We start from the raw sequence: 12,753 nt of genomic DNA, 5'->3' as shown, positions 1-12,753 counted from the left end.
GCGTAGCAGACGACTGGCAGAATGGGCGCCAACGACCGCTGGCAGTCCGAGACTCCGTGCGAGAATGGCGGCGTGCGAGTTTGCTGCGCCAAAGTCAGTCACCCAGGCCAGGACCTTGTCCTTTTTCATGAGCACGGTATCAGCAGGGCTCAACTCTTCAGCAATGATGATTTGTCCTTCCGCGCTCTGCAGCGCCGGCGGCTCCCAACCGACGAGCTGCCGTAACACCCGATCAGTCACCTGAATAATGTCTTCCCGCTTGGCACGCAGGTAGGCATCTTCCATGCGATCAAAAATTTCCAGCAGGCGCTCCCGTTCAAGCTGAATGGCCCAGGCCGCATTGCGGTGATCTTCGCGAATGGAACGTAATGGTCTTTCCCGCAAGGCGGGGTCATCGAGCATCAGGAGATGCGCATCAATAAACAGGCGGGTATCCTGGGGTGCATCAGCAGGAATCACGTCACGTACCGCAAAAAGTTCATCACGAGCACTGCTGAGAGCTGCACGCAAGCGCAACACTTCTGCCTCAACCGCTTCTGGAGCCAGGAGATGTTCGGGAATATCCAGCGTCGTCGGCTCCAGCACCAGCGCTGTACCAATCGCAATGCCACCCGAAGCCCCTATACCTGCCAGTTCAAAACTCATGCATCTTCCCCGAATCGGTCCTTAGTCAGCGCAAGCAGGGCATCGGCACAAGCCTGCTCACCCTCTCCTTCGGTTTCCAAAGTCAGGATGGTTCCCTGGGCTGCAGCCAACGTCATCAATCCCATGATACTTTTACCATTGACCCGCTGATCATCGCGCTCCAGCCAGACTGCACAGGGGTAACGTGCCGAAATACTGACAAACTTCGCCGAAGGCCGGGCATGCAAGCCCAACGAATTAATAATAGGATAGTCAACACGGACCGTCACAACACTCACTCCCCGACAAGAAGCTCAGACTCAAATTGTTTTCAGCATAACCTGACCGCGAAGGTGCGACCATAGCGCCGACAACACCGGGTATGGTGGCGAATGACCGCTACCCGTTCCAGGTTTATGTTCAGGTACGCGGCGCAGCACGCAGAGCAAGAATATCCACAACGCCCTGCACAGCCCCATCCAAGGCCCCCTGACGGGCTGCGGTCAAACCTTCTTCGCGCCGCGATAAAGCCCGCAGCAGCATCGCCAGATTCAAACCGCTAATAGCTGCGACGCGGTCTTCGGGAAGAATTGCCGGAATCAGGTTTGCCGGGGTTGCTCCGTAAAGATCGTTGAGAATCAGCATGGCATCTTCTTCTGGAAGCTTTTCGATTAATTCCCACAGGCGCTTGCGCCCGGTTTCGGGATTATCGTCGGGCAAAATCTCCACAACTTCGACGGCTGCTGGCATGGTCCCGAAAATATGTTCCAAGGTATTGGCAAATGCCACGCCCATACCTGCATGAGTCAGCAGAACAAGGTGAATCATGTCAAAGTCTCGGTGATATTCAGTTCACGATGCTGAATCAGAATGCGTTGACCTCTACCCAGTAATTCACGCGCCAGCACTTCCACCATGTACACACTGCGGTGCTGCCCGCCCGTGCATCCCAGGGAAACGGTTACATAATTACGATGTTCCCGGGCAAAGGGGGGCAACCACACCTGCAAAAAACTCCGCAAGGATTCCAGTGCGGTCTGTAGCTCGGGACTTTCTGCCAAAAAGGCCTGTACGGCAGTATCGCGTCCCGTTAAAGCCCGTAGTTCCGGATCATAGTGCGGATTGGGCAAGGCACGCAGATCAAACACAAAATCAGAATCCAGTGGCAGCCCCCGCTTGAAGGCAAAAGACTGCAGCAGCAACACCAAACCGCCATAGTGCTGCGATGCCAGACTCCAGGCCTGCACCCGCAGGCGCAACTGGTGGGTATTGATCCGTGAAGTATCCAGCCTTTTATCTGCCATATCAGCGAGAGGTTGCACCATTTCGCGCTCCCTTTGCAGGGCTTTCAGCAGGGATTCACCGGGAGTGGCTGCGCTGTCATCGGTCAGGGGATGGCGGCGGCGGGTTTCACTGTAGCGCTGCAACAAGGTGTCTTCACCCGCTTCCAGAAACAAAATACGTGGGTGCAGCCCATACGCATCCCGTAAATCTTTGAGGGCCTGTGGCAAGGCCGCAAAAAAATCGCGATTACGCACATCTATGCTGACGGCCGCCAATAAAGACTGTCCCTCGCGATGCGCCAGCTGCGCGCCAAAAGCCACCAGCAGGGTAGCGGGCAAATTATCCGCACAATAATATCCCTGATCTTCGAGCGCCTGGAGCACCGTGGATTTTCCCGATCCAGACAGTCCGCTGACAATGATGAAGTCCCGCTCCGCCATCATTCCTCCCCGACACTCAGACGTACCTGTTCTTCAAAGTCAGCGAGCATGTCGCCTCCGGACTCTTTCACATACTGGCTGCGGGCCGCAGCTTCCACCAGCACGGCAAGATTGCGCGCTGCCGAAACCGGAATGCGCAAGCGCGTCAGAGGAACCCCCAGAATATCCAGGTTGTCGACCTTACCCTGCAGTCGGTCGATGTCGGCCAGCTCCATATCCTGCATATCCTGAATTTCGACCACCAGACGAATGCGTTTGGAACGGACAATAGCCGCCGCACCAAAAAATTCCCGGATATTGATAATACCCAAGCCCCGCACTTCCAGAAAATTTTGCAAAGGGGCCGGACAATGCCCGGTGATCACCTGAGGTGCCTCACGCACACATAATACGCTGTCATCAGCTACCAGACGGTGACCACGACTAACCAGCTCCAGCGCCAGCTCGCTTTTGCCGATACCGGCCTCGCCCTGCAACAACAACCCAACACCCAGCACATCCACCAATACCCCATGCACTTGCTGCCGGGGAGCCAGCTCGCGATGCAGATACAGTTGCAGGCGGGCGAGTACTTTCGGGGCCTCTAAAGTGGTCGCCATGACCGCTACTTGCCGGGACCGAAGAGCTTCCAGAAGCTCTGGACTTAGTGTTTCACTTTCGCACAGCACCAACAGGCTGAGCTTTCCCGTCAGAAATTGCTCAAAACTCAGAGGGTTATCCCGCAAAAACTGGATTTCACAAGTTCCGGCTATTTGCACGACGTGGGGACGAATAAAATTCAGAAAACCGACCAGAGCCGCGCCGCCAACATCGTCTTCTGCCCAGGGATCGCCGCGCAGCTGGCAATAATTATCTGGTCGATGCAGACAGTCCCAGAACATCTCCTTGTGGAGATCTTCGCAAAGCCGACGCAGACTGATTTGCCTTTCCATGTCCGCGTCTTTCCTAAAAGCTAATCAGAATGGGTCATTGCGGTAAAAAATCCTTCGGCATTGTGCACTTTAAGCAAGTCTGCACGTACTGCCTCAGAGGCCAAACGTACCGCCAGGGTCGAAAGGATTTCAAGATGAGCCGTAGCCGCCGTTTTGGGTACAGCCACCGCAATAAATACCTGCACATCCAGACCATCCGGTGCGGCAAAAGAGATTCCCTGAGCACTGCGCAGGGCCGCCACAGCTACCTCAGTAACGCCGTCAATGCGGGCATGGGGAAGTGCGACACCATGGCCGATTCCGGTGGAACCTTGCTCTTCACGACTTTTTAGAGCCTCGGCAATGACCGAGGCTGTTTGTCCGGTTGACTCTGCGAGAATCGCCGCCAAGGCGTCCAGCACGGCTCCGGCATCCGTAACCGGAGGATCAATCAGAATTTGTTGGGAAGTTAGGGGCAGAGTCGTCATGGTTAAGGGTTATTCCATCTCGACAATGGCTGCCAGACCGGAGGGATTGTCATTACGTCGGTCCTGGCGTTTTTCCTTGTAACTATGGACCTGACCCTCCAGCTTCTCCGTGACCAGATCAAGGGCGCGGTACATGTCAGCATGTTGGGAGACTGCATGAAACACGTGACCGGAAGCATGCAGAGTCACATCGGCCGTATTTTCGGGGTTTTCATGGGGCGCATGTTTCAGAACAACCCGGGCATCAATCACCTGATCAAAATGTCGATCAAGTTTGCCAATTTTATCTTCTGCATGGTTTTTCAGGGCTTCTGTCAGGTCCAGGTGCTGACCGGTAATGGTAATTTGCATGGCGCTCTCCTGTCCTCTTGCGAGGATTGTTTATGATAATCGCCCCTGATTGGGGTCCGGCTTCAGTGTAGCGCCAACTGCCGCCACAAAAAACCCTGTCTTATCGACGTCGAAAACTACAGCCGCCGACGCTGGCTTGCAGGTGGGATATTAGCCGCTTCCCGATATTTGGCTACCGTCCGGCGGGCAATCTGAATGCCCTGGTCGGCGAGAACTTTGGCAATTTCTGCATCACTTAGAGGATGTTTGGAATTTTCCGCCTGGGTCAATTTGATGAGCAAGGCGCGAATAGCCGTTGCCGATGCCGAGCCGCCACTGTCTGTTCCCACATGACTGGAAAAAAAGTACTTGAACTCGAAAAGACCTCGCGGTGTAACCATATATTTCTGGTTGGTCACCCGGGATACCGTAGATTCATGCATTTCCACGGTTTCGGCGATATGGCGCAGTACCATGGGGCGCATGGATTCCGGTCCGTTGATAAAAAAATCCTTCTGTCTCTCCACAATCGCCCGGGCCACTTTCAAAATAGTTTCCTGACGGCTTTGCAGGCTCTTGATAAACCAGCGTGCCTCATTAAGCTGATCCTGAATGTATTTATGGGCAGCATCTTTGCCCACGGCCATTCCCGCATAACGGCGATTGATGCGCAGCTTGGGCATAGCCTCAGGATTCAGGTCCACCCGCAGGCGCTTACCGGACCAGCGCACAATCACATCGGGAATAACATACTCGGTATTTTCGTTACCGACTTCTTCACCCGGCTTGGGGTTGAGCGCGGAAATAAGCGCCATGGCTGACCCCAGCGCCGCTTCATCTACCCCCAGACTTGCGCACAGTCGGGGGTAATCATGACGACCCAGGGCCTGCAAATGGTCTTTGACAACATCCATCGCCAATTTTTGCACGCTGGCATCTACATCCGTCAGCTGCCTGAGTTGCAACAAAAGACATTCACTCAGATCACGTGCCGCAACACCAGGAGGGTCGAAGTCTTGAACGCGCAGCAATACGGCCTGGAAGACAGCAGCATCAGCGCCCATGGCAGCAGCCAGATCATCTGGATTTTCAACCAGATAACCGCGATCATCAATGGCATCAATGATCATCTCCGCCATATTGCGCTCATCAGGGCTGAAGTGCGTCATATCCGCCTGCCAGCGCAGATAGTCCTGAAGACTTTGACTGTGACTATTCCGTGCCTCAAAGTCGGGTAGCTCATCATCAGACCCCCCGCCTGAGGCACTGGTGCCCAGATCAAACACGTCATCCCATTGACTGTCGACCGGCAAATCATCAGGCAAAGTATCTTCCGCAGCCAGATCCAGCTGGCGATCTTCACCGGAGCTTTCACCAGGTTCAGGAGCGCTACCCGAAGCGCCGGATTCTTCAACGGATGCATCCTCATCCAGAAGGGGATTGCTTTCCAGCATCCCCTGAACTTCCTGTTGCAGATCAACCGTCGATAACTGCAGCAGGCGAATGGCTTGTTGCAGTTGCGGGGTCATGGCCAAATGCTGACCGAGTTTGAGTTCTAGACCTTGTTTCATTGCTTTCCAGATTCAGATTCGAAACTGATCTCCCAGATATACCTGACGGACCATGGGATCATCCACGATTTCCTGTGGGCTCCCGGCCGTCAGCACCTTCCCATCATGCAATATATAGGCACGTTCGCAAATGCCTAATGTTTCGCGCACATTATGATCGGTAATCAGGATACCAATACCGCGTTCACGCAAGTCCTGAATAAGACGTTGGATTTCCAAAACAGAAATCGGGTCGATCCCCGCAAAAGGTTCATCCAGCAAGATGAAGCGCGGACTCATGGCCAAGGCGCGCGCAATTTCAACCCGGCGCCGCTCGCCACCAGAAAGACTGTGCCCTTTGGTGTCGCGCAGCAGACCCAAATGCAATTCGGCCAGGAGCTGATCCAGGCGATCCTGGCGCTCGGCTTTACTGAGTGGCAGGGTCTCCAGAACCGCGAGAATATTATCTGCCGCGCTCATTTGCCGAAATACAGATGGTTCCTGAGGCAGGTAACCCAATCCCATACGCGCTCGTTCATGCATGGGAAATGCAGTGATATCACGCTGCTGCAAAAAAATATGACCACGATCCGGGCGTACCAGTCCGACCATCATGTAAAAAGTGGTGGTTTTGCCAGCGCCATTGGGGCCGAGCAAGCCCACGACTTCTCCGGCGGCAACCTGAACAGAAACATCCCGGACGACCGTACGACGACGATAGGACTTGAACAGGGACTGGGCCTGGAGCAGATCGCTCATGGCCTCCCACCGCTGGCAGAGCGGTTTGCTGCTGCGGGATAAAACACGGAGTGGACGCGCTGTCCGGGGGCTGCCGTCACTGCCGTTTGCTGGTTATTCAAAAAGTACGTCACCTGCTGGCCACTGATTTCATTTTTTTCCTGCCAGAGATGGGCATCTCCCTGCAGCACAATCTCCCCCGTACCCGGTTTGTAAATCAGGGTATTTCCATAGCCGTGGCGCTGGGCGCTGGACATGGTAAAGCTGACGGGACTGCCAGTTGCCGTGGCCGTCTGTACTTTGCCCTGCAGGGCAGCTATGACGAGTTTGTTGGCATGAATGACCACGTCGCCCTGGGTCATCACGACATTGCCGAGATAAGTGGCCTGCTGGGAGGGCTTGTTTTCGGCATGCAGCGTATCTGCACTGATATGAATGGGTCCTTTGGCCAACGTCTGTTGGGCAGCAGGGGCCGCCAGGGCCGCCAGGGAAACCATCACCAGCCCGACCGGCCAGTAGCGCCCTATCGAGCCAGACTTAAGGCGCATAAACACCACGTACATTCCGCAAAATATTGACCTCCTCGGTTTTGACCGACGCCCAGAGCCCTATTCCGGTCATCCAGTCCTGACCATGTTCCAGACGAACCGGATCCTGGGTGCTAATAATGCCCGTTTGCGGGTTATAGTGCACCCTCCCGGTCAGAAAACGGGTATCTGGTTTCATTGTCCCGATGACATTCCCCCACAGGGTAATCAGGTGGCTGGATCCATCGACCTTGCCCTGATTGGCGCGCAAATTGAGTTCCTGGCCGGGTCGAAAACGTTTGACTGCGACGTCTTTGAGTATGGTCTGATCGCGACGCGGTTCGTGATAGGCCGTCTGCGCTGTGGCCAGCAAATCCAGCTTCCCGGCGGCATCATACTGGCGCATGACAACATCTTCAGCGGCTTGATCGCCCTTATGAATTTGACCGTGCCAGTCAATTTGCGGGAGCGACAGGGGGCGCTGCGGCCATGACCACCAGACCATTCCGGCAAGACACATAACCAGCACGGTAAAACCCAGGCTGGGAAGCCGCAAACGCAGCATCAACAATGCCCCTGTTGCCCAGCCTGGGTCAAAACGGCGGACCAGCAGCCCTTGGCCTGCAAAATCAGCTCACATAATTCCCGGACGGCCCCTCGGCCACCCGCATACTGACTTTGCCAGTGAACCCGCTGGGCCAGTTCCGGATGGGCATCAGCCGGCGCAGTGGCCAGCCCGACGCGCTGTAAAATGGGCAAATCAATCAGATCGTCACCCATATAAGCAACCATGGCATCTTCAATATTCAGCGCCAGCTTCAGCTCACTGTAAGCAAGATGTTTGTCTCGGCAGCCCTGGAAAAGATGTTTGATACCCAGATCTCGGGCACGATGCGCCACCGCTGGAGAAAACCGTGCCGTAATAATGGCCAATTCTACCGCATGCGCCTGCAGCAGCTTGATCCCGTAACCATCGCGCACATGAAAGGCTTTGCTTTCGGTACCGGCATCATCAAAATACAGCCGTCCGTCGGTCATCACCCCATCCACGTCCAGGATCAGCAGCCGGATTTGCGCAGCGCTTTCCATCAGGGTTTCTGCTGCCAAATGCTTCATACAATGCCAGCCCGCAGCAAATCATGCATATTCAATGCGCCGACTAACCGGTGATTGTCGTCCACAACCAGCAGCGCCCCCACCCGCTTGGCCTCCATCAGGGCCAAAGCCTCGGCCGCCAGTGCTTCAGCGCGGATGCTGCAGGGTTGGGCATGAGCCAGGGCCGACATGGGTTGCTCCCAAAGATCCTGACGCTCGGTAAAGGCACGCCGCAAATCTCCATCGGTGAAAATACCCAATACCCGATCTTCGCCATCCACCACGGCGGTCATCCCCAAGCCTTTGCTGCTCATCTCCAGAACCGCGTCACGCAGCATGGTTTTCAGGAGCACCTTTGGCAAAGCCTGGCCCTGGTGCATCACATCCTGAACCCGGAGCAACAAACGCTTGCCGAGGCTTCCACCAGGATGAGAAAGGGCAAAATCATCCGCCGAAAATCCGCGCGCCTGCAACAAGGCCATGGCCAAGGCATCGCCCATGGCCAGAGTTGCCGTGGTAGACGCCGTCGGCGCAAGATTCAGAGGACAGGCTTCGCGCTGCACACTGCAATTAAGATGCACAGCGGCACTGCGCGCCAGGGTCGATTGGGGATTGCCGGTCATGGCGATCAGTGGCACAGCCAGACGCTTGACCACCGGAAGAATGGCCAGCAATTCAGCCGTTTCACCCGAGTTTGAGAGCGCCAGAAGACAATCAGAGCGGGTCAGCATGCCCAGATCGCCATGACTACCCTCCGCAGGATGCAGAAATAAAGCGGGACTGCCGGTACTGGCCAGGGTCGCGGCAATTTTTTTGCCGATGATGCCGGATTTACCCATACCACTCACGACCACCCGGCCCGAACATTGGAGAAGTAACCCACAAGCCTGGACAAAACTGTCGTCAAGGCGCGCTTCCAATGCACTCACCGCTTCAGCCTCCAGACGCAAAACATCACGCCCGGTAGCCAATAAATTATCTACATCCATGCTTACTGCCATTCTGACAAACACTCAATCTGCACGATCACCGTCCTGTTCCTGAATGGCTTCATAGACTGCATGACAATGGGGATGCGCCGCCATGACCTTGTCAATATCCGCAAATGAAGTCTGGCGCAGCAAGGTCCAGCAACGCATATTTTCTGCGGCCAGGCTTTCGGGATGCTGCGCATACCAGTTACTGCTGTCCTTGGGCGTATTACCGACAAGCACTTGCCCACGCGCCCACCACAATAGCAGCGCAAAAAGTGCTAGCGCACCAATAATGACCAACGTATATACAATTTTCATAAATTCTGCTGGAAGACCTGAGTCAAGTTAAACTTCTTCGTGATATTGCTGATTCAACAATTGTACCAGTTTCCCTTCGCGCTCAGTAATATCGGCCATCAGGCGGTCGCTGAAATCCTGCCAGAATGATTGCAAACGGGCGAGATCTTCTCCTTCAGCAAACTGACCCATCAATTCACCCACCTTTTCAATGACTTCACGCAGTTGCAAACTGGTGCTCAGGGCATTTTTAATTTGTTCGCGAGGATGAGGTATCCAACTTCGGTCACTGACGTAAGAGCGCAAACGCTCACCATACTCCAGAACCCGTTTGCGCAACTTGCCGCCAAGCCCAATTTGCTGACTGCGCAAATCCCCCCAGACAGCGAGTTCCATCAAATCAACCCAGTCTTTCCGCCAGCGTTTTCGGAGTTCGACGGACACAGATATCGCGTCCTGAACGGCTACCAGGTCAAATTCCATCTTGCCGTACCCTGCATGTTTCCTGCGCCACTTGCCACCGCTCCGGCGTGCCTACATCGTTCCATATTCCCTGATACAGGGCCCCTTCTACCACACCCGCTGCAATCCACTGTCGCAACCAGGGTGCCAAGGGTGCCGACTGTTCCGGGTAGCCCCGCAACAGCGCCGGGTTAATGCGGGCAATTCCCGCATAAGTATGACGTTCTTCGCCCTGCAACGCCACCATCCCCGCATTCAGGGCAAAGTCTCCTGCGGGATGATGGGGTGGATTAGGAACCAGGACCAAACATACAGAAGCCAAAGGCGCCTGCAGCAGAAAATCCCAGGGGAAATCCGTACAAATATCTCCGTTGACCAGCAAAAAAGGGGCATCTCCCAGTTGTGGCAAGGCCCGGATCAAAGCGCCGCCCGTCTCCAGGCGACCCGACCTTTCGTCACTATAGACAATGCGCAACCCCTGCCATTGATGGCCCAATCTTTCCACAATCAGGTCGCCCAGATAACCGATATTGATGATGACCTCGCGGACGCCAGCAGCGGCCAGAGATTCCAGATGCCGCACGATGAGGGGTTTACCCCCGACTTCCAGTAAGGGCTTGGGAAGATGGTCCGTGTAGGGACGTAAGCGCTCACCCCGTCCGGCCGCGAGAATCATCGCCCGGGTCATAGCGCCAGCCAGGCCGAGAACTGCGGGAAAAATATTTGCAGCTGCGCATCGCTGGCTAAAGCATCCAGTACATATTTGCGAAATTGCGGCAGTAAATCCAGATAACCCGATTTGCCGTCGCGATAAGCCAAGCGGCAAAAAATTCCCAAAATCTTGATATTACGTTGCAATGCCATCCATTCGACACTGCGCACAAATGACTCTTGTGGCATTGCAATCCTGCCGGTTTTGGTGAGTCTGCGCTGAAAATCCAGAATCCATTGATGCCGGCGGGCAGCGCCCCAATCCCAGTAACGATCCCAAAGCAAGGAGGCGAGGTCATAGGTCCAGGGGCCGGTCACAGCGTCCTGGAAATCAATCATCACCAAGCGCCGAGGGGTAGTCTGCAGCATGAGATTGCGGGCGTGGAAATCCCGATGGACCCATACCTGAGGCTGATTGAGGGCGTTATCCTGCAACAGTGCAAAAAGCCTTTGCAGGTTCTGCTGCGCTTCCTCATCCGGCGTCACCCCCAGATGCCTGAGCAAATACCAGTCATGAAATAAAGTCAGCTCTTCGCCCAGACGTTGCCTTGAAAAAAACGGTAGGCGAGGACGCGCATCATCCTTTCTGCCCGCGCTTTGCAGGGCAATAATAAGATCCAGCGCCTGCTGCATCCAAAACTCCGTTTCCGTGTCTGTATCGAGAATGGCCTTGAGATCCGTAGTTCCCAGATCTTCAAGGAGTACAAATCCCGGTTGCAACTGCGCTGCCAGAATTTTTGGCACTGGCAACCCCGCATTTTGCCAGCGCTGCTGTATCCGCAGAAAGGGCAAAATATCCTCGGGTGGCGGCGCATCTATAAACAGCCGTCGGTCCGTCAAGCGCCAGTAATGCCGACCACTGGCATCACCGGGAATGGCCTGGGATTGTCCAGCATCCACACCTTTGGCCTGCAGCCAGGCTGCTGCATCTGGTGACATTGCTCCGGCCGAAACAGCGGGCGTCAAAATTTTTCTGGTGTTTAGAGATTGCGACATAAAAGCATTTTGTGCGATTTTAGGCGCCTATGAAAAGCCCTCTTCAGCAGGTTCACCAATTTCGACGCGGAAAAACTCTTCCGTCCGGGCACGTTGCCTCTCCGCGTCGCCGCATTTGCCTGGCCCTGCTGGCAGCATTGCTAAGCCCTGGCCTCGCCTGGGCTACGACCGTCGAAAAGCCGGTGACCCTGTATGCCGATCAAGTCAATGGGATGGGCAGCGGGCACTGGACGGCCAAGGGTAATGTCGAGGTGCTTTATGGAGATCGGCGGGTTTATGCCGATACGGTGCACTACGACCAGGCCAAAGATGAAATTCTGGCTGACGGCCACGTGCGGATGGTGAGCCCCGGCATGGTCACAGCAGCCCCCCAGGCGACCATTCATCTCAAGGCCAACGAGGGAATAGTCGTACACCCCCGTTATCTGCTCGAAGCCGAGCAGGGACATGGTCATGCAGAAAGCGGTCGCGAGTTGAGCAAAGGTCACTATCAGCTCAATGAGGCTTGCTACACAACCTGCCACGGCAAGGTACCCGCCTGGCAACTATGGAGCAGTCAGATCGACCTCAACCAGAACGACAACTATGTGACGACCAAAAATACTACGCTGAATGTATCCGGCGTTCCGGTATTCTGGATGCCCTATTTCAGTTTCCCGCTCAAGCGCCACTCCGGTTTTCTGGCCCCCGGCGTGGGCAGTTCCACCGTCAACGGCTTTTATCTGGGCATACCCTATTATTTTGATATTTCCCGCAACCTGGATGACACCTTTACTCTGAACTACTTCACTCGGCGTGGCGTCATGCTGCAAAACGAATTTCGTTACCTCGAACCAAACTACAGCGGCAAGCTTTTTCTGGATTTGTTACCTTCGGATCAACTGACCCATAAAAACGTCTGGGCATTATCCTGGCAGCACAACCAGAATCTCGGCGATGGCTTCAGTTTCAACGTCAATTACAATCGTGTCAGTTACAAAAACTTTCTTTCCGATTTCGGCAGCACCGCAGGTTTCGGCAGCAGTTTTATTGGCGGTATTGGTAACGCCCCTTACATTACCTCGACGGGCGGCATTTATTACAACAATGCCCACATTAGCGCCGGCGCCGTATTACAGGGTTACCAGGAACTCGCGCCAGACAGCAGCGCGCCTTATGCCCAGTTGCCGCGCATTTATGCGGATGGCTACTGGCGGGTGGGACGCAGCGGCTACTTCAACTGGCATAGCAGCTTCAATTATTTTTCTGCTTCCACCGGACCCATTGGTCAGCGCCTGGATCTGACCCCCACTCTGGGATGGCGCTTCAGCCGGGGTTGGGGCTTCC

18 protein-coding genes are annotated in these 12,753 nt (G+C 55.0%); 1 reads left to right on the top strand and 17 read right to left on the bottom strand.

All coding sequences use genetic code 11. From position 1 onward, the window contains the following. The 17 genes from HJG40_RS02970 to HJG40_RS02890 all read right to left on the bottom strand — a co-directional run. A partial coding sequence (locus HJG40_RS02970; RefSeq protein ID WP_264317491.1) for a phosphoenolpyruvate-utilizing N-terminal domain-containing protein occupies positions 1–645 on the bottom strand: 645 nt, incomplete at its 3' end. Continuing rightward, a complete protein-coding gene (locus HJG40_RS02965) occupies positions 642–914 on the bottom strand; it encodes an HPr family phosphocarrier protein (protein WP_215862813.1) in 273 nt (90 codons plus the stop codon). The genes HJG40_RS02965 and HJG40_RS02970, both read right to left, overlap by 4 nt. A 130-nt stretch (positions 915–1,044) precedes the next feature. Continuing rightward, the gene (locus HJG40_RS02960) at positions 1,045–1,452 is read right to left on the bottom strand and encodes a PTS sugar transporter subunit IIA (protein ID WP_215862812.1); all 408 of its coding nucleotides are present in this window, start codon (positions 1,450–1,452) and stop codon (positions 1,045–1,047) included. Then, positions 1,449–2,348 (bottom strand): RNase adapter RapZ, encoded by a 900-nt coding sequence (gene rapZ / locus HJG40_RS02955; RefSeq protein WP_215862817.1) that lies wholly within the window; start codon positions 2,346–2,348, stop codon positions 1,449–1,451. Before rapZ ends, HJG40_RS02960 begins: the two co-directional genes overlap by 4 nt. Further along, positions 2,348–3,280, bottom strand: a complete 933-nt coding sequence (gene hprK / locus HJG40_RS02950; RefSeq protein WP_215862811.1) for an HPr(Ser) kinase/phosphatase — start codon at positions 3,278–3,280, stop codon at positions 2,348–2,350. Before hprK ends, rapZ begins: the two co-directional genes overlap by 1 nt. Positions 3,281–3,300: 20 nt before the next feature. Further along, positions 3,301–3,747 carry a PTS sugar transporter subunit IIA gene (locus HJG40_RS02945; RefSeq protein WP_215862810.1) on the bottom strand — a complete coding sequence of 149 codons (447 nt, stop codon included), beginning with the start codon at positions 3,745–3,747 and terminating at the stop codon, positions 3,301–3,303. Positions 3,748–3,756: 9 nt separating this feature from the next. Next, the gene (gene hpf / locus HJG40_RS02940; RefSeq protein ID WP_215862809.1) at positions 3,757–4,098 is read right to left on the bottom strand and encodes a ribosome hibernation-promoting factor, HPF/YfiA family; all 342 of its coding nucleotides are present in this window, start codon (positions 4,096–4,098) and stop codon (positions 3,757–3,759) included. 116 nt (positions 4,099–4,214) lie between these two features. After that, positions 4,215–5,648: an RNA polymerase factor sigma-54 gene (locus HJG40_RS02935; protein WP_215862808.1), complete on the bottom strand. Its 1,434-nt coding sequence runs from the start codon at positions 5,646–5,648 to the stop codon at positions 4,215–4,217. A gap of 12 nt (positions 5,649–5,660) precedes the next feature. After that, positions 5,661–6,386 (bottom strand): LPS export ABC transporter ATP-binding protein, encoded by a 726-nt coding sequence (lptB, locus tag HJG40_RS02930; protein ID WP_215862807.1) that lies wholly within the window; start codon positions 6,384–6,386, stop codon positions 5,661–5,663. Next, a complete protein-coding gene (gene lptA / locus HJG40_RS02925) occupies positions 6,383–6,913 on the bottom strand; it encodes a lipopolysaccharide transport periplasmic protein LptA (protein WP_226856965.1) in 531 nt (176 codons plus the stop codon). Before lptA ends, lptB begins: the two co-directional genes overlap by 4 nt. Next, a complete protein-coding gene (gene lptC / locus HJG40_RS02920; protein WP_215862805.1) occupies positions 6,903–7,457 on the bottom strand; it encodes an LPS export ABC transporter periplasmic protein LptC in 555 nt (184 codons plus the stop codon). The genes lptA and lptC overlap by 11 nt, the downstream gene beginning before the upstream one ends. Continuing rightward, positions 7,457–8,008, bottom strand: a complete 552-nt coding sequence (locus tag HJG40_RS02915; RefSeq protein ID WP_215862804.1) for a KdsC family phosphatase — start codon at positions 8,006–8,008, stop codon at positions 7,457–7,459. Before HJG40_RS02915 ends, lptC begins: the two co-directional genes overlap by 1 nt. Beyond that, a complete protein-coding gene (locus HJG40_RS02910) occupies positions 8,005–8,976 on the bottom strand; it encodes a KpsF/GutQ family sugar-phosphate isomerase (RefSeq protein WP_303646299.1) in 972 nt (323 codons plus the stop codon). Before HJG40_RS02910 ends, HJG40_RS02915 begins: the two co-directional genes overlap by 4 nt. Positions 8,977–9,000: 24 nt before the next feature. Beyond that, positions 9,001–9,279: a hypothetical protein gene (locus HJG40_RS02905; RefSeq protein WP_010640641.1), complete on the bottom strand. Its 279-nt coding sequence runs from the start codon at positions 9,277–9,279 to the stop codon at positions 9,001–9,003. A 27-nt stretch (positions 9,280–9,306) separates the two neighbouring features. Then, positions 9,307–9,741, bottom strand: a complete 435-nt coding sequence (locus HJG40_RS02900; RefSeq protein ID WP_215862802.1) for a hypothetical protein — start codon at positions 9,739–9,741, stop codon at positions 9,307–9,309. Then, positions 9,731–10,408: a nucleotidyltransferase family protein gene (locus tag HJG40_RS02895; RefSeq protein WP_226856963.1), complete on the bottom strand. Its 678-nt coding sequence runs from the start codon at positions 10,406–10,408 to the stop codon at positions 9,731–9,733. The genes HJG40_RS02900 and HJG40_RS02895 overlap by 11 nt, the downstream gene beginning before the upstream one ends. Continuing rightward, a complete protein-coding gene (locus tag HJG40_RS02890) occupies positions 10,405–11,370 on the bottom strand; it encodes an aminoglycoside phosphotransferase family protein (RefSeq protein WP_226856961.1) in 966 nt (321 codons plus the stop codon). The genes HJG40_RS02895 and HJG40_RS02890 overlap by 4 nt, the downstream gene beginning before the upstream one ends. An 86-nt stretch (positions 11,371–11,456) precedes the next feature. Between HJG40_RS02890 and HJG40_RS02885 the strand changes: the two genes are divergently transcribed. After that, a partial coding sequence (locus HJG40_RS02885) for an LPS-assembly protein LptD (RefSeq protein ID WP_226856957.1) occupies positions 11,457–12,753 on the top strand: 1,297 nt, incomplete at its 3' end.

It is taken from the genome of Acidithiobacillus concretivorus (assembly GCF_018853445.1).
Lineage (GTDB): Bacteria > Pseudomonadota > Gammaproteobacteria > Acidithiobacillales > Acidithiobacillaceae > Acidithiobacillus > Acidithiobacillus concretivorus.
The sequence above is the reverse complement of the archived record's forward strand: the minus strand, read 5'-3'. Positions and strand labels throughout refer to the sequence as shown.